At 38.4% G+C, this 21,502-nt stretch carries 16 protein-coding genes; 5 read left to right on the forward strand and 11 right to left on the reverse strand.

Annotated features, from left to right (window positions below):
- Positions 1–3: 3 nt before the first annotated feature.
- Positions 4–1,968, reverse strand: a complete 1,965-nt coding sequence (locus O3798_RS01095; RefSeq protein WP_371462614.1) for a V-type ATP synthase subunit I — start codon at positions 1,966–1,968, stop codon at positions 4–6.
- Positions 1,955–2,281 (reverse strand): hypothetical protein, encoded by a 327-nt coding sequence (locus O3798_RS01100; protein WP_048783878.1) that lies wholly within the window; start codon positions 2,279–2,281, stop codon positions 1,955–1,957. Before O3798_RS01100 ends, O3798_RS01095 begins: the two co-directional genes overlap by 14 nt.
- Positions 2,282–2,511: 230 nt before the next feature.
- On the opposite strand from O3798_RS01100, the gene O3798_RS01105 reads away from it, so the two are divergent.
- Positions 2,512–2,856 carry a hypothetical protein gene (locus O3798_RS01105; protein WP_371462616.1) on the forward strand — a complete coding sequence of 115 codons (345 nt, stop codon included), beginning with the start codon at positions 2,512–2,514 and terminating at the stop codon, positions 2,854–2,856.
- A 180-nt stretch (positions 2,857–3,036) separates the two neighbouring features.
- Here O3798_RS01105 and cls read toward each other — a convergent pair whose 3' ends face one another.
- The 7 genes from cls to malQ all read right to left on the reverse strand — a co-directional run bounded on the left by cls (position 3,037) and on the right by malQ (position 14,696).
- Entirely contained in the window at positions 3,037–4,497 is a 1,461-nt protein-coding gene (gene cls / locus O3798_RS01110; RefSeq protein ID WP_371462617.1) for a cardiolipin synthase, read from the reverse strand.
- Between the two features lie 66 nt (positions 4,498–4,563).
- Positions 4,564–5,169 (reverse strand): energy-coupled thiamine transporter ThiT, encoded by a 606-nt coding sequence (locus tag O3798_RS01115; RefSeq protein ID WP_371462619.1) that lies wholly within the window; start codon positions 5,167–5,169, stop codon positions 4,564–4,566.
- Between the two features lie 20 nt (positions 5,170–5,189).
- Positions 5,190–6,863: a ribonuclease J gene (locus O3798_RS01120; protein WP_048783871.1), complete on the reverse strand. Its 1,674-nt coding sequence runs from the start codon at positions 6,861–6,863 to the stop codon at positions 5,190–5,192.
- Between the two features lie 188 nt (positions 6,864–7,051).
- Positions 7,052–9,163, reverse strand: coding sequence for a polyribonucleotide nucleotidyltransferase (pnp, locus tag O3798_RS01125; protein ID WP_048710775.1), 2,112 nt, complete (start codon positions 9,161–9,163; stop codon positions 7,052–7,054).
- Positions 9,164–9,384: 221 nt separating this feature from the next.
- Entirely contained in the window at positions 9,385–10,827 is a 1,443-nt protein-coding gene (gene gtfA / locus O3798_RS01130; protein WP_371462621.1) for a sucrose phosphorylase, read from the reverse strand.
- A 31-nt stretch (positions 10,828–10,858) separates the two neighbouring features.
- Positions 10,859–13,120 (reverse strand): glycogen/starch/alpha-glucan family phosphorylase, encoded by a 2,262-nt coding sequence (gene glgP / locus O3798_RS01135; RefSeq protein ID WP_371462622.1) that lies wholly within the window; start codon positions 13,118–13,120, stop codon positions 10,859–10,861.
- 28 nt (positions 13,121–13,148) lie between these two features.
- The gene (gene malQ / locus O3798_RS01140) at positions 13,149–14,696 is read right to left on the reverse strand and encodes a 4-alpha-glucanotransferase (protein ID WP_371462624.1); all 1,548 of its coding nucleotides are present in this window, start codon (positions 14,694–14,696) and stop codon (positions 13,149–13,151) included.
- Positions 14,697–15,033: 337 nt separating this feature from the next.
- Here malQ and O3798_RS01145 point away from each other — a divergent pair, with 337 nt between their 5' ends.
- The 4 genes from O3798_RS01145 to O3798_RS01160 all read left to right on the forward strand — a co-directional run bounded on the left by O3798_RS01145 (position 15,034) and on the right by O3798_RS01160 (position 19,329).
- On the forward strand, positions 15,034–16,332 hold the full coding sequence (locus O3798_RS01145; protein ID WP_371462625.1) for an ABC transporter substrate-binding protein: 1,299 nt from the start codon (positions 15,034–15,036) through the stop codon (positions 16,330–16,332).
- Positions 16,333–16,453: 121 nt separating this feature from the next.
- Entirely contained in the window at positions 16,454–17,380 is a 927-nt protein-coding gene (locus O3798_RS01150; protein WP_371462627.1) for a carbohydrate ABC transporter permease, read from the forward strand.
- Complete coding sequence (locus tag O3798_RS01155; RefSeq protein WP_371462629.1) at positions 17,380–18,255, forward strand: carbohydrate ABC transporter permease; 876 nt, start codon at positions 17,380–17,382, stop codon at positions 18,253–18,255. The genes O3798_RS01150 and O3798_RS01155 overlap by 1 nt, the downstream gene beginning before the upstream one ends.
- 90 nt (positions 18,256–18,345) lie before the next feature.
- Entirely contained in the window at positions 18,346–19,329 is a 984-nt protein-coding gene (locus tag O3798_RS01160) for a LacI family DNA-binding transcriptional regulator (protein ID WP_371462631.1), read from the forward strand.
- Between the two features lie 167 nt (positions 19,330–19,496).
- Here O3798_RS01160 and rpsO read toward each other — a convergent pair whose 3' ends face one another.
- Both rpsO and O3798_RS01170 read right to left on the reverse strand, forming a co-directional pair.
- A complete protein-coding gene (rpsO, locus tag O3798_RS01165) occupies positions 19,497–19,766 on the reverse strand; it encodes a 30S ribosomal protein S15 (RefSeq protein WP_005606669.1) in 270 nt (89 codons plus the stop codon).
- Positions 19,767–19,899: 133 nt separating this feature from the next.
- The gene (locus tag O3798_RS01170) at positions 19,900–21,501 is read right to left on the reverse strand and encodes a polysaccharide deacetylase family protein (protein WP_371462633.1); all 1,602 of its coding nucleotides are present in this window, start codon (positions 21,499–21,501) and stop codon (positions 19,900–19,902) included.
- Position 21,502 lies beyond the last annotated feature (1 nt).

The following is a 21,502-nucleotide window of genomic DNA, read 5'->3' on the forward strand; positions in this document are numbered from 1 at the left end:
CATTTATTCTGATTTCTGTTGTTTAATATCAACGTATTTTTCATATGTTTTGAACGGTTTTAATGCGTGTCCGCCGCCGTCGTAGAATTTACCAAAGAATTCAACGAACTGTAGACGTAAGCCGTGAACGTAAGCTCCAAGGAATGAAAGGAAAATATTCAACCCTTGTAAGGCTACGATTAAGAAGATACCTGCTGTGAAACGTGCAACTGGTGGAAGGAATCCTACCAACATATTGAACGCACTCGCGATACTTCCCCCTGATACTGCTAGAGCCATTAAACGTGTGTAACTCACGACGTCTGCTACGTATCCACTAATTCCGTACAAGTTATATAGACCGCTCGCCAAACCGCCCCACTTGTTCTCACTTGATAAGACAGTTACGACTACAATCGCAACGGCTGCAATAATCGCAATCGATGAACCGATTGTCGCAATCCAAGAAATATTGAGTACCATTGAGCCTAAGACATAAAGAATGATTCCCGTAATAATCGCTAACCATCCTAGATGACTCGTATAGGCATCAACATAAGCTTTTTTCTTTAGATTTGAGTAAGCCCCAAGTGATAAGCCGACCATAATTTGAATAACCCCGAAGATAATCGATAAGATCATAATCGTAATGAGGTCTTTTGAAAGTGATAGTGGCTGGAATGGTAAATCCGCACCGAATGCTGATCCAAAAATAATCCCCCAGATCATTACTGGGTAGCTTAGTAAGTGGAAGAACTTCAAGTTGCGGTTCATTCCTTTATCAAAATGGAAGAACTTCAACATGATGAATGTTCCCAACCAGAGAAGCGCTCCGTAGCCTAAGTCCGCTGCCATCATCCCGAAGAAGACGAGATAGAATGGTGCTGTATAAGGCGTTGGGTCTAATTCTCCGTATTTTGGTAATCCATACATTTCTGTTAGATTTTCGAATGGTTGTAAGAAGGCATTGTTTTCTAAAACAGTTGGCACTTCTTCGTATTCTTCTTCAGCAATCTCTAGTGGTAAGAAGACATGTTCGCCTTCTCCTAACTTCTCTTTGAGTTGAACTTCAACGTCTTCGACTGCTTTTGTAGTTAACCACCCTTGAAGCACGAATACATGTTGACCATTCACCAATCCATTTTTGGCTTGTTCTTTTTGTAATTCGTTATAGGTCACTTCCGCAGAAAGCTGTAACTTGCGAAGAAGGTCTTTTTCTTCTTGTAAGTCGTCTAACACTTTCTTCTTAGCATCCACAACTGCTTGTTGCGCTCTTAGATTTTTTTCCAACTCAACAGAAGGAGCTTCTTCAAACGCGTACCATACAATACTGAAGTGTGCTTTCGCTAACTCTTCTTTGGCAGCTTGTTGTGCTTTTCGTGGATATGTCACCAATACTCCGATTTCTTCACGTGTGTGATACACTTCGTGAACGGAAATCAATTCGCTCTCTTTTAATCCGTCCAAGTACGCATTATCCGTCGCTTGAGGAATCGTCCCCATTTTCGTTTTCGTATATGGATGTTTAAAGATATCTTTCGGATAGAAATCAAGGGCGCTCCACTTACGAAGCAAGGCCTCTTTCTCACGAAGCTCTTTTAATTCGTCATCCTTTTTACGAAGCGTGTTACGAATACTTTCAACATGTTCCACTAACCCATCAGTGTCCCAGTTTTGTACTTCTTTTTGTAATTCAGAAAGTGCAAATTGCTCTCTTGGCGTTTTTAACTTTTGAATTAATGACGGTTGCTTTTGATTTTTTTCGACAAAAGTAATAGCCGCATGAATCCCTTCAAATTTCTGTTGAAGAGCGTTAATCCCATCTGCATCGGCTTCTTGTAAAGCGATGGAATTTTCGGTAAATAGTTCTTTCGCCTGTTCTAGCGAGGTTACTTCTAAAGATTGTAATTCTTGAATAGCATCCAATAGGTCATTTTGTTTGTCCGTTGGGGCAATCAACATCACCTTATTCATTTTAGCTATTGCCATATCTCTTCAACACCTCCTTCACAGTATCCTGAACTAAATCCTGTTTCAGATGATTGAAACGTTCTTTCAGCGCAGCAATTTCTGCTAATTCGTCTTCTTTCACTTTCGCTTCGAACTCTGCTTTCTTTTGTTGATTTTTTTCTTTCAACTCAGCTTTGTAGACTTCTAACGAATGTTCCATATTCGATTTAGCTTCGTTCACTCGTTGATCTGTCGCAGCATTCGTTTGGGATAATTGTTCATCGAACTTTTCCTTCAACGCTTTTGCTTCAGACTCAATGGCCAAAACAGAATTTAGAATCTCTTGACTCATGTGACACCTCCAATCCATTCGCTTTCACGAATAGTAAAATGCTTTTCTTTACTATTATAAACTTTATTTTGCTTTCATTCAAACGTTAATTTCCCATAATTTCGGGCAAACTCAAACTTTATAAATAGGAAGAAACACAACTTTTTTAGAAAAATTTTTTCTTTTCTATTGCTTTTTAGAACATTTGTTCGTATAATAAATATGCAAACAAACGTTCGGGGGTATCGAAAATGGAACAACGCAAATCAACATTTACATCATTTATCAAACCATTAATCAATAAACTACAAGTCTCTCAAGAGGAATATGAAGAAAGAGATGTGTTCTTTAAACCAACTGTTATGCCACTGATTGACGTGGTTGAACAAATTCACCACAGTTTCTACTTCAAGAAATCAATCGTACTCCACTTCGAGAAATACGATAACGCTGGGAATTTAATTACATTCACGAAGAACGGTACAATCAAGAGCCCTATTCAAATGAATAATCACTTTGTGTTCTTAGAACAAGGATCAAACATCACTCACATCTTGAATGTGGAACAAATCGTCGCTTGCATGGAATTAGATTAATCCGCAATTACCAAATATGGTAATTACCATATTTGGTAATGTTTTTTTAACTATCAAATTGAGCTAAGGCTAAAAAGTCCAAATATGGACATGTCCATATTTGGACTTTTTCGATTAAGGCAATATAAAAAATGCACTCACAAATGCTATTGTGAGTGCATTTTTCAATCTAATTAACAACTATAAGATTGGTGCAAACAATCTTGCGAATTTCTGTTTAAATCTCTTCCAGCGATCTTGTTTTTCGAAGTATTTTTCATTTGCGATGGTACAGTTTTTCAAGTCATTGACGAATTCCTCTTCGACTTTTTTAGCGAACTGTTCGTTATAAACAAAGGCGTTCACTTCGAAGTTTAAGCGGAAACTTCTCATATCGAAATTCGAAGTCCCAACGGTTGCCATTTCACCATCGACGACCATTATCTTGGCATGAAGGAATCCTTTTTGATACACGTAAATCTTCACGCCTGATTTCAATAATTGGCTTGAATAGTATTCTGTCGCACGGTAGACGACTGGATGGTCCGGCTTACATGGAATCATGATGCGCACGTCCACTCCAGACATCGCGGCAATTGACAGCGCCTCTTGAATACTCTCATCCGGGATAAAGTATGGAGTTTGAATCCACACTGATTTCTTCGCCATTAAAATCATCTTCACAAGGCCAAACTTGATTTTCTGAACATCGCTATCTGGACCAGTTGAGACGATTTGCATCGTATTTTCTCCCTTGGTTTCAGTTAACGGAAAATACTCAGGAATAAATTCACGTCTTTTTTCCTCTTTAACCGCGGCATTCCAATCGACTAAGAATCGCGATTGCAATGAATAGACCGCATCTCCGGCAATACGAATATGCGTATCACGCCAAGCGCCAAGCGGGCCTTTGCCTAAATATTCATCGCCAACATTAAAACCGCCAACATAACCGATTTTACCGTCAATGACCGCAATCTTACGGTGGTTACGGTAGTTAATACGCCAGTTGATAAACCCAAGTGTGTACCCGAAGAATGCAACAGACTGACCGCCTGCTTCATGCAGCTTATTCCAGAAAGAATTGCGTGTCATACGTGACCCTAGGGCATCATAAATGACAAGCACTTCGACCCCTTGTTGGGCTTTATCGATCAAGAGTTGCATGATTTCTTCGCCAATTTCATCTTGGTTGAAGATGTAATAAAGTAAGTGAATATGATGTTTGGCGTTTTTAATATCTTCTTTTAGACGGTCAAACTTCTCTTGTCCGTCCACAAAAATCTCTACATCATTATTCTCGGTAATAATCGCATCATCGGCTTCCAGGAAGAAGGATGCTAATTCTTCTTGGTACGGGTTCTTAAAGCGAAATTTCGCAGGACCGATTTTCTCCTTCGTATAGGCCAAGTCTCGTTGCTGCTGCTCGACTAATTCTTGCAGGCCGACTGTTTCTTGGGCGCGCAAATTAAAGATGCGTTTTTTACGAATACGTCTACCAAAGAAGAAGTAGATGATAAATCCGATGACCGGTAACATCACAAGGACAATCAACCATCCCCATGTCGCAGCAATTTCACGAGGCTCACGAAACACCGTGATAATTGCGGCAATGGTATTGAGTAAAATGATGATATAAAGAATCGAACTAATAAATGCCATTGGCTCTCCTCTCAAAATTGAAAGAAAAAAGACCGCGACGAATCAGGGTCTTTCTCTTTTTTACTATTAATCGTTTAATAAATGTGATTGTTCGCGACGTGATAAGAAACGTGTTCCTTTTGGAATATATAGCGAACGTTTCACGTAAATTGGTGTTACTAAAAGTACAAGTGTCACTACTAATGTCACTACAAAGTTCATGCCAAAGCCGAAGAAACCTTGTGCTAAGGCTACTTTATCAGCTGAGAATAGAGACGGTGCACCGATGGCAGTACCAATCGCATGGAACCCATAGCTCACAAAAGTTGCGATAAAGCTTGCTGTCACAACGTTTAATGTTGTTGATGATGTACGCGCATTGAAGGCTGTACGAACGGTGTTACGTGCAAAGAATCCTGCAACACCTACGAATCCGTATGCCATTACAGAATCGTGGAAAGGAACCATAAAGTATCCTGCTCCACTTGGATGAAGAAACATATGGATGACACCGAACAACACGCTCGCAATGCATCCCCACACTAAACCGCGACGTAATGCCACGAAGATTAATGGGATAATCGCAAGGTCTACGACAAATGGAAGTGCCTCTTGTGGGATAAACGATAATATCGCACTTACCACAACGGCTCCAAGTACTTCAAGTAAGATTTTAACTGCTTTTGAATTCATTCTAATCTCCTTAAATTCAATTATTTCTTATAGTTAGAAGCTTCCATAATCATCGGTAAGATGACTGGGCGACGTTTTGTTTTATCGAATAAGTAACGACTTAACGCATCTCTGACTTCTTGTTTTAGGCGTGGCCATTCGAAATCATCACTTGCTAAGTTTTCTTCGACAACATCTGTCACAATCTTTTGTGCTTCTGTTAAGAGTTCTTCACTCGTCTTCATATATACGAATCCGCGTGAAATAATTTGTGGTCCGCTAAGGATTTTTCCTAGACGTCTTGAAATCGTCACAACTGCAACGAACACCCCGTCCTCAGAAAGAATCTTACGGTCTTTTAGAACGATATTTCCGATATCTCCAACACCGATTCCGTCTACTAAGACATTTCCTGCTGGAACTTGTCCTGTAACGCTCATGCGGCCGTTTTCGATTTCCACGACATCCCCTTTACCAGGAATGAAGATGTTTTTATATGGAATGCCTAATTCATTGGCAAGTTCTGCATGCGCTAAAAGGCTGCGATACTCCCCTTGAACTGGGATGAAGAATGTTGGTTGAAGTAAGTTCATCATCAACTTCAAGTCGTTTGGAGTTGCGTGACCACTTGATTTCTTGCTGTTAGCCATTTCGAACACTTCCGCATCCGCACGGTAGATTAAGTCTTTCGTACGAGCGATTTGTGTTTCCATTGCTACAGATGGAGTTGTTGCGATATACACTAAGTCGCCTTCGTGTAAGTTCACTTGACGGTGACGTCCAAGCGCCATTTTTTGCAAGGCTTTAATTGGCTCTCCGGCATTTCCAGTTTCAAGGATGACTAATTCATCATCGGCTAATTTCTTCATTTGATTGAAGTTTACGATTAACTCTTTATCTGGAACCGTTAATTTATTTAAGCTTAATGCGATATTGACGATTTCTTCAAGCTCAGATCCTGTTAGGAAAATCTTGCGGCCTGACTCGTAAGCAGCATTAATGACTTGTTGAATACGTAAAATATTACTTGCAACGCAGGCAACGATAATACGGCCTTCTGCATTCATAAATGTCTCTAACATCGTTTCGGCTACTTTACGGTCGCTGACGTTTTCGACTGTGCTTTCTGCGTCACTTGAATCGCTAAGAAGCGCTAATACATAATCTTCACCGACATCGGCGATACGTCCAAAGTTTGTTTGATATTCCACTGCAGCACTTTGATCGAACTTGAAGTCCCCAGTGTACACAATATTTCCTTCGCTAGTTTTAATCACAATCGCTAATGAATCTGGAATTGTGTGTGTAGTTTTAAAGAACTTCACAGTTGCTGTTGGAAAATCAATCTCTGTATTTTCTGTCACTTCATGATAGTCGTCAAATCCTTTAACAACGTTTGAAGACTCTACATAGTATTTTGCAAGAGCAATCGTTAATTTTGAACCGAATACCGGCGCGTCGATATTTTGTAAGAAATAAGGCAAGGCTCCTACTGCATCGGCATGTCCGTGCGTTAAGAAGACCCCTGCAATACGGTCTCTATTTTCTTCTAAGTATGTGAAATCAGGAATGACTACATCAATCCCTAATAGTTCATCTTCTGGATAGACAAGACCGCAATCTAAGACGAAGATCTCTTCTTCCACTTCAACGGCATATAAGCTCTTACCGTTTTCTCTCACACCACCAAGTGCGATGATTTTAATTGAACTCATGGTTTACCTCTCATTTTCTATTATTTAAATTGATTCCTCTGGGCAGATTTCTCCACCCTATATACTCTATAAGAATATCATATTTGTCCCTTTTTTGCGAATATCAAAGAATCTAAGAAGTGCTCTATTGTTGTACTTTTGAAGAAAGAAAAAAGCCCCTGCAAAATGCAGAGGCTAGAATTGAAAGATTATTCTTTATCTTCTTTTGGTAATAATGCTTTACGTGATAAGTTGATACGTCCTTGCCCGTCGATTTCGATGACTTTAACAGTCACTTTGTCGCCTAAAGCAAGTACATCTTCTACTTTACCAACGCGTTCGTGTGCTAATTCAGAAATGTGAACTAATCCATCTTTTCCTTTAGCGATTTCTACGAATGCACCGAATTTTTCGATACGACGTACAGTTCCTTCGTACACTTGACCTACTTCGATTTCACGTGTTAAATCTTCGATGATTTCTTTAGCACGTTGGATCATAGCAGCATCTGTAGAAGCGATAGATACGTGACCTTCTTGGTCGATATCGATTTTAACACCTGTTTCGTCGATGATAGAGTTGATTGTTTCCCCACCGCGTCCGATAACCACTTTAATCTTATCAGGGTGGATAGAAATCATTTCAATCTTAGGTGCATATGGGCTTAACTCTTTACGAGGTTCAGCAATTGTTGATGTTAATTCTTCAAGAATTTCAAAACGTGCTTTCTTCGCTTGTGTTAGGGCTTCACGTAAGATTTGTTCTGTAATTCCTTGAATCTTAATATCCATTTGAAGAGCTGTAATTCCGTCTTTCGTTCCGGCTACTTTAAAGTCCATGTCTCCTAAGTGGTCTTCTAACCCTTGGATATCTGTTAAGACTGTGTAGTTTGTACCATCTGAAATAAGACCCATTGCGATACCTGCTACTGGCGCTTTAATTGGCACACCGGCAGCCATCAATGCTAATGTTCCCGCACAAATACTTGCTTGAGAAGAAGAACCGTTTGATTCTAATACTTCTGATACAAGACGGATTGTGTAAGGGAAGTCTTCTGGACTTGGAATCACTTGTTTCAATGCACGTTCCCCTAGCGCACCGTGACCAATTTCACGACGACCTGGGCTACCAGCACGACCAACTGAACCTACAGAGAATTGTGGGAAGTTGTAGTGGTGAATGAATCGTTTCCCTTCTTCGATTCCTAAACCATCAATCACTTGGTATTCTCCAAGAGGTGCAAGTGTTGCTGAAGTTAATGCTTGAGTTTGTCCACGAGTGAATAAACCTGAACCATGAACACGAGGTAATAAGTCGATTTCTGAAGATAATGGACGGATTTCGTCAATCTTACGACCATCAGGACGTACTTTTTCTTCAGTGATTAAACGACGTACTTCGTCTTTTTCTAAGTTATCAACTAATTGAGAAACTTGTTTTAGAAGTCCTGCTTTTTCGTCATTTTCTTCTAATACCGCTTCGAAGTGCTCGATAGCTGTTTCTTTTACTTTTTCGATGTTTGCTTCACGCGCTAATTTTTCTTCTGTTTGAATAGCGTGAACCATCGCTTCGCTGAATAAATCTTTTACTTGTGCTTCGATAGCTGGGTCGAATGAAAGTAAAGTTACTTCCATTTTTTCTTTACCAACTTCGCGAACGATTTCTTCTTGGAAAGCCACTAATTTTTTAATTTCTTCGTGACCGAATAATAATGCACCAAGCATATCTTCTTCGTTCACTTCTTTAGCTGAACTTTCTACCATGTTGATGGCAGTTGCAGTACCAGCTACAGATAATTCGATATCTGAGTTTTCTTTTTGTTCTGTAGTTGGGTTAATTACGTATTCACCGTTTACACGACCTACGTCTACCCCAGCGATTGGTCCATCAAATGGAATATCTGAAATACATAATGCTAATGAAGAACCAAACATTGCTGCCATTTCTGGTGGGCAGTTAGGATCTACTGACATTACAGTATTTGTGATTTGTACTTCGTTACGGAACCCTTCCGCAAACATTGGACGGATTGGACGGTCGATTAAACGCGCTGTAAGAGTAGCATGTTCACTTGGACGGCCTTCACGTTTGATGAAGCCTCCAGGGATTTTACCTGCTGCATACATTTTTTCTTCGTAGTTCACTGTTAACGGGAAGAAATCTGTATCTTTTGCTTGTTTTGTACCAACAGCCGCTGTTAACACAACAGTATCACCGTAACGTACTAATACAGCACCATTGGCTTGTTTTGCTAATTGGCCGATTTCAACTGTTAATTGACGTCCGCCCCAGTTGTAGCTAAAAACTTTCTTTTCTGACATAACTAATCTCCTTTTCTCTTATTTGCGTATCTTCCAGACCTACTTTTAGAAATAAAAACGTTCGACGGGTTCAACCGCTTTTATTTCTAAAGTAAGATGACTCTAGAAGATACAAAGTTTGTCATACAGAGTCATTTTATCATATCTGCCCATTAAGTACTATTCTTTTGCGAAAAAATAAGACGTGTGGAAGAACTCCACACGTCAATCTATGTTTCATTTTATAAAGTCACAACATTTCCTTGTTCGAAAATAGTGAACTCTTTTGTTTCAAGGTTTGCTTCTAAGCGTGCTTCTGTAGTACCTGAAGCGTCCTTACGTGTAATTACGATTGTGTTCTCAGTTGGCGTTTCTACTTCAAAAGAACCTTCTAAATCAAACGCTTTTGATGTGTTTCTGAAGCGTAATAAGTTGATTAGTTTTTTCACGACTGGACGCTCTACTTCACGGTCGATTTCTTCTAATGTGTAGTAGTGACGGTTGATGTTACGACCTTCTTTTGAAGATTCTAATAACTCGATGTCATTTTCCCCAGCAAGTAATCCAACATAATACACTTGCGGAATACCAGGTGCAAAGCATTGTAATACACGTGATAATAAGTAACTTGCATCATCATTTCCTAAGGCACTGTAGTAAGTACTGTTGATTTGATAGATATCTAAGTTATTGTATTTTTCACTTGAGTAGATACGTTTTACGTTGGCACCTACTTCATATAATTTGTTTGAAGTGTAATCTAACTCTTCATCAGTTAATAAGTCTCTAGCATCCACGACACCGATTCCGTCATGCGTATCAAGTGTTGTAAATTGCTTCATTGGACTCATTGAAAGCCAGTTTGCTAAACGATTTGATTTCCCTGAGTATAGTGAATATAAGACTACCATTGGCAATGCAAAGTCATAAACGAAGTAATCATGATCAGCAATCTTCATTTGAATTGAATAATGCTCATGAATTTCAGGAAGCAATTCTACTTGGTATTTCGCTGCCACGTCACGTACTTCATTTAATAAATCCCAAATATCTGGTTCTACGAAGAAGTCGTTTGTATCGAGTTTTTTAATCGCATAAGCAAATGCGTCTAAACGAATTAATGAGCAACCATGGCTTGCCATGTCTTTAATCGTTTCACGAATAAACTCTTTCACGATTTCTTTACGAACATCAAGGTCGATTTGCTCTTCCCCGAATGTGTTCCATACTTCTTCTGTTGTTCCATCGGCAAAGTGAACCGTTTGGAATGGTGCTTTATCTTTACGTTTATAAATTAAGTCAATATCCGCTTGGTTTGGACGTCCTTCTGGGAAAAACTCATGAATACGAATAAACATATCTTTGTAAGGTGAGTTCTCGTGATTTTCTTTAAAATCTTGGAAGAACTTAGACTCACGAGAAATATGGTTAATCATGAAGTCAAACATTAAATAATATTGTTCCCCTAGAGCATCCACATCTTCCCAAGTTCCAAGTGATGGGTCTACGCGTGTGTAGTCACTTGGAGCAAATCCTCTATCCCCTGTTGATGGGAAAAATGGTAATAAATGGACCCCACCAATGGCACCCTGGAAATATTTATCCAAAACGCCTTTTAAGTCCTTCATATTGCTTCCCATGCTGTCTGAGTAAGTGATCAGCATTGCTTCGTTTTTAATTTGCATGGAATTCACCGTGTCCCTTCATTCAATCGATTTATTTTAATTTCCAAATGTCACGGTTGTAGTCTTCGATTGTACGGTCACTTGAGAAGAAGCCAGCCATTGCGATGTTTGTCACCACTTTAGCATTCCATTCGTCTCTGTTCTCGAAATCGCGATACATACGTTCTTTTGTTTCAATGTAATCTTCTAAGTCTAATAATGTCATGAACCAGTCTTTTGTTGTTAATTCTTGGTATAGACGTTCTAGACGTTCTTGGTTTCCAACTTCTAGTAAAGCGTCACTCTTCACGAATTCCACTAATGGACGGATTGCATCTCTCTTCGCAAATTCACTAGCGTTGTAATCGCCTTTTTCATAGTGCGCAATGACTTCATCACTCTTTTCACCGAAGATATAGATGTTGTCGTCACCCACAAGTTCGTGGATTTCCACGTTCGCACCATCTTCAGTACCAAGAGTTAATGCACCGTTTAGCATGAATTTCATATTTCCTGTTCCGCTGGCTTCTTTTGAAGCAAGAGAAATTTGTTCAGAAATATTACATGCTGGAATTAAGTGTGTTGCCGCTGTTACGTTGTAGTTTTCAACCATTACGACTTGTAAGTATGGGCTAACTTCTGGGTCATTGGCGATTAATTCAGATAATGAAAGAATTAAATGAATCACGTCTTGTGCAATGACATACGCAGGAGCAGCCTTACCACCAAAGATAATTGTAATTGGTCTAGCTGGAATGTTTCCGCTCTTGATATCTAAGTATTTATGAATCACATATAAAGCGTTCATTTGTTGACGTTTGTATTCGTGCATACGTTTGATTTGAATATCAAAAATAGAATTTTCATTCACTGTGATACCTTGTTTTTCTTGTAGGTAAACACTTAAACGTTTTTTGTTATCAATTTTAATCTTGTCTAATTTTTCGCGAACAATCGCATCATGACGGAAAGCTTTCAACGCTTCTAATTTAGTAGCATCCTTTCTCCACTCAGTTCCGATTGTTTCATCTAATAATTTAGCAAGTTCTGGGTTGGCATGCATTAACCAACGACGGAAAGTAATCCCGTTTGTTTTGTTATTGAATTTCTCTGGATAAATTTCATAGAAATTCTTCAATTCACTTTCTTTTAAGATATCCGTATGCAGTGCCGCAACACCGTTTACGCTATATCCGTAGTGAATATCCATATGCGCCATGTGAACACGGTCATGTTCGTCGATGATCGCTACTGATGGATCTTCATATTTTGCTTTCACGCGAGCGTCTAATTCTTTAATAATCGGCACTAAATGTGGCACTACTTTTTCTAAGTATGCTAAAGGCCATTTTTCTAATGCTTCTGATAAGATTGTGTGGTTTGTGTAAGCTGTCATTGCAGATACGATTTCCACTGCTTCATCGAATTCAATTCCACGTTCCTCAAGTAAACGAATCAATTCAGGAATCACCATTGATGGGTGCGTATCGTTAATTTGAACAGTTGCGTACTCTGCTAAGTCGTGTAAGTTACTTCCTTTAGCAAGTGCTTCGTCGATTAATAATTGAGCACCGTTACTTACCATGAAGTATTGTTGGTAAATACGTAATAATTCACCTTGCTCATCGCTATCATCTGGATATAAGAATAATGTTAAGTTTTTAGCGATTTGTGTTTTATCAAATGAGATTGAATCACTTGAAACTAAAGACTCATCGATTGAATCAACATCGAATAAGTGTAATTTGTTTTTAGTAGATTGTTCATATCCTAATACATCAATATCAAACATTTTTGATGTTAATGTAAAGTCTGCAAAAGGTACTTTATAAGAAGTTTCGGTTGGAACTAACCAGCTTTCAGGTGTTAACCAAACGTTTGGCACTGCATCTTGTTGGTTGTTTTTGAATTTTTGTTCGAATAAACCATAGTGGTAGTTCAAACCAACGCCGTCTCCTGTTAAACCAAGAGTTGCGATAGAATCAAGGAAACATGCTGCTAGACGACCTAGACCACCATTTCCTAAAGATGGTTCTAATTCGATTTCTTCGATTTCAGCTAATGAATGTCCAGCTGCTTCTAATTCTTCTTTGACTTCATCGTAAAGGCCTAAGTTAATTAAGTTGTTTGATAATAATTTACCGATTAAGAATTCAGCAGAAATGTAATACACTTTTTTCTTACCATTATTTTGTGGTAAGGCTGCGCTTTTTTCTTTTGTAAATTGTAATAAGGCTAAGTAAACTTCTTCTTTTGAGCAGTCTTTTAATGACTTGCCTAAGTTTCCTTCTACATATTGTTTAAAGTCTTTCATTGTTCTCTCCTTTTTGGTGTGCGCGAGGTTATTTTTCTTCCTCGACTAACTCCTCTTCAACTTCAACTTCCACTTCTTCGTGATGTGGATTTGCACGATCGTACAATTCAGTAATCCCTAATAAGAATTCTTCTACAGATTCCGTTAACTGCTCTTCTTTCATTCTCCATACCCAGTTTCCGCCTAGTGTACTTGGAATGTTCATACGAGCTGTTTCATCTAATTGTAATAAATCCTGAATTGTCGCAACGGTCATACGGCTAACTGAACCATATAGTCCGCGAAGTAACGCAAAGCTAATTGGCTCTTCGTCGCGGCGGTTCAAGTAACGATTACAGAATTCTCGAGTTTCTTCTGTAGCCGACTTATACCACCCTAATACTGTATCATTATCGTGCGTTCCTGTATAGGCAACCGCATTGACTGGATAATGATGAGGTAAATCTCCACTCTTAGGATCTTCACCCATAAACCCGAATTCCAAGATTTTCATCCCTGGGAATCCAGTAGCTTCACGAAGGTTGATGACATCTTCGTCCATGAAACCTAAGTCTTCTGCGATAATTGGCAATTCCCCAATTTGCTCTTTAATCGCTTTAAATAAATCATACCCAGGACCTTTAACCCATTTCCCGATTGTTGCGTTTTCTGCTTCTGCTGGGATTTCCCAATATGCTGAGAACCCTCTGAAGTGGTCGATACGAACGACATCAAACAATTCAAAGCTTGCTTTTAGTCGTTTGCTCCACCAAGTGTATCCATCTTCTTTCATAGCTTCCCAATCATAAATTGGATTTCCCCATAATTGACCTAGCGGAGAAAAATCATCCGCAGGACATCCAGCTACACAAAGTGGATTACCTTCTTCATCTGTTTTGAAGTAATGTGGTGTTGCCCACATTTCTACGCTATCTGCTGCCACATAAATTGGCATATCACCAATAATTTGAATGAAGTTGTCATTGGCATATTTTTTAAGAGCATGCCATTGTTCATCAAATAAGAATTGAGTTACACGGTGATATTCTAACTTATCCGCAAGGCGTGTGCGGTACTCGGCTAACGCAGCTGGTTGACGACGTTTGATAGCTTCGTCGCTCCACGCTGTCCATGGTTTCATATCGAAAAATTCTTTAATGGCCATGTATTCTGCAAATGGTTCTAACCATTCTGCTTTTTCCTCTACGAATTTCTCGTATGCAGGAGTTTTACCTTTTGCAAGGAAAGCCGCTACTGCCTTTTCTAAAACTGGACGACGTTTTTCATACAATAATGCGTAGTCAACTGTCGTTTCATCTTCGCCCCAATTTGTAAGGACGTCTTCTTTATTAATTAAACCTTCTTCTATTAAAATATCGAAGTCAATAAAGTTCGTATTTCCCGCAAACGCAGAAAATGATTGATATGGAGAATCTCCATAACTTGTTGTTCCTAATGGAAGAATTTGCCAATAGGTTTGTTTTGTACGAACAAGAAAATCTACAAAATCATATGCTGATTTTCCGAAAGAACCAATACCATATTTACCTGGTAGTGATGAGATATGCATTAACACACCTGATTCTCTTTTGCTCATTCATAAATCCCTCTTTTCTATATAATAGATATTTCTACTAGTCATTGAATGCGCAAACATTGCGCAACCGTTTGCTTTAATATTAGAATATTTTGTTTAATAACTCAAGTAATATTTTTCAACTTTTTTATTCTGTTTGGATATAACAGCGTTTTTATCGTGTTTTTAGCACTATTTAAATATTAATAACCTAAGAAAATCGCTTTAAATCCGCATTTTTAAGAAGTAAAAATTTTTTTGATAAAAATACTTGCAAACGTTTCATGAAAGCGGTATACTGGATTCAGTTAAGAAATCGTTTGCGTAATCTATAACGAATTTTAAGGAGGAAAATATTATGGCAAACAAATGGTTTACAAAATCATTAGCTCTTGGTTTAGCTGGTTTAGCATTAGCTGGATGTGGAGCAAAACAAGACTCTTCTAACGGAGGAAGCTCTGAGAGCAAAAAAGAATTCACTTTATATAGTAACAAGAGTGAAATTCAAGAAGCTTTAACAGCTTACGCTAAAGAATGGGGAGATAAAAACGGAGTAACAGTTAACATCAAAACATGTTCTGGTTCATGTAAAATCTCTGACCAATTAAAAACAGAATTCACAGCTGGTACAGCTCCTGACGTATTCGTAATCGAAGGTCAAGCTGGTTACGACATGTGGAAAGACAGCATCCAACCATTAAAAGGTGACTGGATTGACAAAACTGAATTCGAATTCAAACAAGGAAACGACGTATACGGATTCCCAGTATCTGTAGAAGGATACGGATTAGCTTACAACAAAGACATCTTAACTAAAGCTGGTATCGACCCATCTACTCTAACTTCATTTGAAGCTGTTCAAAAAGCAATGGACACATTAGAAAGCAAAAAATCTGAGTTAGGATTAACTACTGTTGTTGCTACTGCAACTAAAGAAGGCGAAACTTGGATCATGGGTATCCACGACTTCGGTGCTTACTTAAGTTCTGGTCTTCCAAACGGCGACCGTTCAGTAACTGAACAAGTTCTTAAAGGCGAAATGGACAAAACTCGTTTAGACAACTACGCTAACTGGGTTGAATTATTATTCAATCACACAGAGAAAAAACTCTTAACAGTTGGTACACAAGAAGATATGGACTCAGCGTTCGCTTCAGGTAAAGCTGCTTTCCTACACCAAGGTAACTGGAAAGACCCTAACCTAAAACAATTAAACGCTAACTTCGAAATGGGATTCATCCCTTATCAAACTCTTGGTAAAGATAAAAACGCTGACGGATTATTCATCGGTGCTCCATCTTACTACGTAGTTAACAAAGACACTAAAGCTTTAGAATACATCAACAAATTCTTCAACGACTTAGCTGATACTAAAGAAGGTCAAGACTACATCGTAAACAAAGCTAACATGATTTCTCCATTCTCTAACACAACTGAGAAACCATCAGCTCCATTATCTCGTTTCTTAGCTGAATGGATTAGCGCGAAGAAACCTGTTTACTCATTTGATAACCCATACTTCATGCCTGATAACTTCTTAATGAACAAATTAGGACCAATCTATGGACAATATGCTCAAGGTCAAATCGACAAAGCTAAATTCGAAGAATTGATTACTAATCAAATCAAAGAAGTGCCTAGCTTACTTAAAAAATAATCATTAATATTGTTTGCATGGGGCCCACAGCCACTTTTAGTGACTGTGGGTTATGTGCTACAATAGAACCAAACTGGTGACTACTCTCACCGCTTAATTTTAATAAAGGAGGAACTCTTATATGTCTAAGAATAAGAAAGCTTTAAGCAGAGAAGCTCGTGCAAAACGCAATTTTTACCGCTTAGTGTTACCTGCATTTATCATCTTTGCAATTGTTATTATCGTGCCTTTCTTCTTAGGGTTCTACTATTCGCTAACTGACTGGAAGAGCGTTACACAAACAAACTTACAATTTGTGGGACTTAAAAACTTTACAGACAGTTTAGCAGACACACGTTTCCAATACTCTTTAATGATCACTGTTATCTTCGCATTATTTAACGTAATCGTGATTAACATTGTATCATTCGGCTTAGCCCTACTTGTTTCAAGTAAAATTAAGCTTAAAGACATCTTCCGTGCTGGATTCTTCATTCCAAACTTAATCGGGGGTCTTGTACTAGGTTACATTTGGCAATTCATTTATAACTCAGTATTCCCTGCTTTAGGTCAAATGATCGGAAGCGACTTTTTAATCAATAACCTATTCCTTGGAGATGTGAAATTAGCCGTTACTGCGTTAATTATCACAAACACATGGCAATATGCAGGTTATATCATGATGATTTACTTTGCAGCCCTACAAAACGTACCTTCAAGTCTTGTAGAATCTGCTTCACTTGACGGTGCAAATGCATGGCAACGTCTACGTCACATTATCATCCCAATGGTAATGCCAGCGTTCACTGTATCGCTCTTCTTGACGATTACAAACTCATTCAAGATTTTCGATGTGAACTTCTCATTAACAGGTGGTGGACCTTCACTACTATGGCATGATAAAGCCATCCAAAGTACAGAGTTCATCACAATGAACATCTACAACACTGCTTCAGGGGACAACTTAATGGCTCAAGGTCAAGCTCGTGCCGTTATCTTATTCTTCATCTTAGTAGTCATCAGCTTGATTCAAACATCTATCACTAAACGAAAGGAGATTGACTTATAATGAAAAAACAAAAATTCGGAATCTTACTTCTCGAAATTTTAGGATTTCTCTTATTCTTACTTTTCTTGAGTCCAATCGTTCTTTTAGTGATCAACTCTGCGAAAAGTTCTGCTGATATCTTAGCTGACCCTCTTGCACTTCCTGCAAGTTTCGGACAACTTTGGACAAACATTGTTACGATTTGGAAAAACCCATCGATTAACTATCCTTCATCATTCTTAGCATCAACGATTATTACTGTGATTTCATTATTTACAATCACTCTATTCTCTGCTCTTGCTGCATGGGGATTAGTTCGTTACCGTTCTAAAGCTTCATTAGTGATCTTCTTCATCTTCGTAGCTTCAATGGTAATTCCTTTCCAAGTTGTAATGTATCCTTTAGTAACTTGGTTCAAAATCTTAAGTGATGCCATTACAATGCCAATCTTCGGATTCAGCTTATTACGTTCTTATCCAGGGATTATCCTAGCGTACACTGGTTTTGGTATGTCACTTTCAGTATTCATGTTCCATGGATTCATTAAAGGTGTTCCTTTAGAAATCGAAGAAGCTGCTGAATTAGACGGATGTAACAAAATGCAAACATTCTTCTATGTAGTTCTTCCAATCCTAAAACCAATCTACGTTACAATCTTAATCTTGAACGGTATTTGGATTTGGAACGACTTCCTATTACCACTTCTATTACTTGGTAAAGGAAATGCGATTCAAACATTACCAATCGCGGTTTCAAACTTCGCCGGTTCATTTACAAAACAATGGGATATGATTTTAACTTCAACATTACTCATTATGTTACCTGTTATTATCCTATTCATTCTTGCTCAAAAACATATCATGAAAGGTATGGTTGACGGAGCAATTAAATCTTAGAACCATTTTGGCACTGGATATGAAATTAGCTATGTTCATATCCAGTGTTTTCATTTATAAACAACTTTTACGAAGAAAGGAGGAATACAGATGGCATCCACGATTAAAGACGTGGCTAAACTCGCAGGGGTCTCCCCTTCAACTGTGACGCGCGTATTGCAAGATAAATCAAGCATCAGCGACGCAACTAAAAAGAAAGTGCGTCAGGCGATGGAAACATTGAACTATCATCCAAACGTCAATGCACGAAGCTTAGCAAGTAAGAAAACGAATGTCATTGGCGTAGTTCTTCCAGAAGACTCTGATGCATTCTACCAAAACTCATTCTTCCCGGAAGTTATTCGAGGGATTGCTCAAATTGCAGCAGATCATCAGTACTCGATTCAATTATGTACAGGGCAAGATAACCATCAGCGTTTAGCAATTTTAAAAGATACCATTTTAGGTCGTCGAGTTGACGGTTTAATCTTCCTATACGGGGAATTAGAAGACCCTCTTGTGAACTTTGCGATTGAACAAGAATTTCCAGCGGTGATTATCGGTAAGACACTTTCCCCTCTCATTTCATTTGTCGACAATAACAATGAAAAAGCGGGATTTGATGCTACTGAATATATCATTAATAAAGGGGCTAAATCGATTGCGTTTATCGGGGGTCGCGACCAACTTTTCGTATCCAGAGAACGTCTCGAGGGTTATAAAAAAGCTTTACGGGAATACAATCTCAAAGTTGATGAAAAACTCATTGCTCAAGTAGATGAATTTACGATTGAACGTGGATACGAGACGATTAAAGAGCTTTTGGAAGCTGGAACGATTGATGGCCTCGTAACAGCTGACTCCCTCTTTGCAGAAGGAGCTTTGCGTTATTTAAACGAGAAACACATTCAAATGCCAAGTATCACTTTTGACTCTGTACGAACTTCTGTTCAAATAGAAGCTTATGTAGACGTGCATACGCTCGAATTAGGACGTTCTGCGTTTAAAATCTTACGTAATGTCATTAAGTCAAATAATAGTAAGAATATGATGTGTTATCGTCAAATCGTTTCACACTCGATTAAAGAACTATAATTCAAATAAAAGAAGGCACAAGACTCGTCCATTGGATCTTATGCCTTCTTTTATTCTACTTTTGTGTTCAATATACTTTATATACGATATCGTTTAAACGTTATAATCTTTTAAAGCAACAAAAACTCCCAAGCACGAATGCCTGGGAGTTCTCAATTGGCTTAAAATTAACGACGTAATCCTAAACGGTTGATTAATTCACGGTAACGTTGAACATCTTTGTTACGTAAGTATGCTAATAAATTACGACGGTGACCAACTTTTTTCATTAATCCACGGTTTGAGTGGAAGTCTTTTTTATGAACACGGATGTGGTCATTTAAGTGGTTGATTTCGTAAGTTAATACAGCGATTTGTACTTCTGGTGAACCAGTGTCTCCTTCGTGTAATGCATACTCTTTGATGATTTCGTTTTTCTTTTCTTTAGAAATTGCCATTTCTAAACACCTCTTTCTTTTAATTTATGCCTTGTACTGAGTAAAGCGTTGGTGATTCGCAAAACTCTGTAAAAGGTCTGTGCTTTAAGCACTTCATTAATGTACCTTATTTTGAGTAAAAATGCAAGTGTTCTTACTGAATTTGTTTATGTTCTACTCGGTCAAAGTATACGTGATTTGGTTGTAATGGTTGATCTCCCATTAACTCTGTGACCGTTACTAATTCGTATCCTTCCCCTTGAAGATACTCAATGATAGTTGGTAAGGCTTCTACCGACTCTTCATGAATATCATGCATTAATAAGATTCCGCCGTTATGAGCCGTTTCTTTAACGCGCTCAATCGTTTTGGCTGCATCTCTATATTTCCAGTCATATGAATCAATTGACCAGTTTACAATGGCAATACCTGCTTGTTCGGCTACCATCTTGTCAAAAGCTCCATATGGTGGACGAAGACTCATTGGTCTTAGACCTCCTGTTGCTTTTGCGATTAAATCTGAAGTGGTATGCACTTCTTTATAGACTTCATCAGCTGTTTTCTTCGTTAATTGAGGATGGCTGTAACTGTGATCTCCAAGTTCATGGCCTTCTGCTACAACTTGTTGCACGAGAGCTTCATTGCCCTCTATGTGGCTTCCTACGATATAGAACGTTGCATGAGCGTTATATTTCTTCAAGATTTCTAACACTTTTGGTGTCGTTTCTGCACGTGGGCCATCGTCAAAGGATAGTGCAATTCTCTTCTTCCCTAGTTTATCTTTTACAGTCGCTAGGTACGCTTCGTAATTGTCTTTTTCTGTTTCAGGAATCATGTTTTCGTTCATGTATGCAAATAATTCAGTAAATGGAATGGTCCATTCTGCATCTTGATCACTTGCATCTTTATATTTCACACGAACTCCATTTTGGATAATCGAAGCATCTAACTTCTTCCAGTTTCCATCCATAAATTGCGCAGTCACTTTAGCAGTTTGCTCGTCTGATAAACCATTTGCTTTTGCTTCATCTAAAGCCTTCTTCACGAAGAAGTTAGACACTGCGAGTTCATTGTTAAATAATTTAGCAATCTCGAATGGTTGTAATGTATCCGCAAATACTAATTGGTGTGAGAGCTCTTTAAATTCTAACTGTTCAAAACCACTCTCTTTTTGTTGATAAACAGACACATAGTAGTGAATATCGTTTACGTTTGAGATGATTTTTGTTTGGTACGCCTTGAAGAAGATAAGTGTCTTCTTAGTAGCTCCCGCGTACTTTTCAAGAACTTCTTGTTTCAACGCGTCCATTTCAGTCGCAATGGCTTCAATCGGATTACCAGAAGCATCTGTTGGGATTAACTCCTGCACTTCCATATTGCCTTTTGTTTCATCTTTCACGGTTAAATTCTCGTTATATTTCTTCGCATCTTCTTGTTCGACTTGAATAATACGTTTGAATTCTTCTTCATTGAACTGATCTGCCATAATGCGGTGAATTGTTAATAATTCAAAAATCAAAATAAGAAACGTTAAAATCCCAATGACCCAGAAAATCGTTTTATTCATTTTTTTCTTAGGTCTTTTCTTCTTAGGCTTTTTCCCACCAAAGAGTTCTTTTTCTTCCAGTTCCTCAAGAGCTTCCTCTTCGACTACTTCTGTTTCTTCGAAGTCTTCTGGAGCTTGCGTATATTTATTTTCCTTTTTTGAGTGCTCATCTTTGCCACTTTTGGCTCTTCGTTGAATGACCTTCTCCATA

Origin of the sequence: Granulicatella sp. 20925_1_45 (assembly GCF_041433555.1) — a bacterium.
Taxonomy (GTDB): domain Bacteria; phylum Bacillota; class Bacilli; order Lactobacillales; family Aerococcaceae; genus Granulicatella.

Bases quoted from the DNA above. Each gene is read 5' to 3' on its own strand.
- pnp (WP_048710775.1), bottom strand. From the start codon at position 9,163: ATGTCAGAAAAGAAAGTTTTTAGCTACAACTGGGGCGGACGTCAATTA.
- O3798_RS01115 (WP_371462619.1), bottom strand. From the start codon at position 5,169: ATGAATTCAAAAGCAGTTAAAATCTTACTTGAAGTACTTGGAGCCGTT.
- cls (WP_371462617.1), bottom strand. From the start codon at position 4,497: ATGGCATTTATTAGTTCGATTCTTTATATCATCATTTTACTCAATACC.
- malQ (WP_371462624.1), bottom strand. From the start codon at position 14,696: ATGAGCAAAAGAGAATCAGGTGTGTTAATGCATATCTCATCACTACCA.
- O3798_RS01160 (WP_371462631.1), top strand. From the start codon at position 18,346: ATGGCATCCACGATTAAAGACGTGGCTAAACTCGCAGGGGTCTCCCCT.
- O3798_RS01150 (WP_371462627.1), top strand. From the start codon at position 16,454: ATGTCTAAGAATAAGAAAGCTTTAAGCAGAGAAGCTCGTGCAAAACGC.
- O3798_RS01145 (WP_371462625.1), top strand. From the start codon at position 15,034: ATGGCAAACAAATGGTTTACAAAATCATTAGCTCTTGGTTTAGCTGGT.
- O3798_RS01170 (WP_371462633.1), bottom strand. From the start codon at position 21,501: ATGGAGAAGGTCATTCAACGAAGAGCCAAAAGTGGCAAAGATGAGCAC.
- O3798_RS01105 (WP_371462616.1), top strand. From the start codon at position 2,512: ATGGAACAACGCAAATCAACATTTACATCATTTATCAAACCATTAATC.
- O3798_RS01120 (WP_048783871.1), bottom strand. From the start codon at position 6,863: ATGAGTTCAATTAAAATCATCGCACTTGGTGGTGTGAGAGAAAACGGT.
- gtfA (WP_371462621.1), bottom strand. From the start codon at position 10,827: ATGCAAATTAAAAACGAAGCAATGCTGATCACTTACTCAGACAGCATG.
- O3798_RS01155 (WP_371462629.1), top strand. From the start codon at position 17,380: ATGAAAAAACAAAAATTCGGAATCTTACTTCTCGAAATTTTAGGATTT.
- rpsO (WP_005606669.1), bottom strand. From the start codon at position 19,766: ATGGCAATTTCTAAAGAAAAGAAAAACGAAATCATCAAAGAGTATGCA.
- O3798_RS01100 (WP_048783878.1), bottom strand. From the start codon at position 2,281: ATGAGTCAAGAGATTCTAAATTCTGTTTTGGCCATTGAGTCTGAAGCA.
- O3798_RS01095 (WP_371462614.1), bottom strand. From the start codon at position 1,968: ATGGCAATAGCTAAAATGAATAAGGTGATGTTGATTGCCCCAACGGAC.
- glgP (WP_371462622.1), bottom strand. From the start codon at position 13,120: ATGAAAGACTTTAAACAATATGTAGAAGGAAACTTAGGCAAGTCATTA.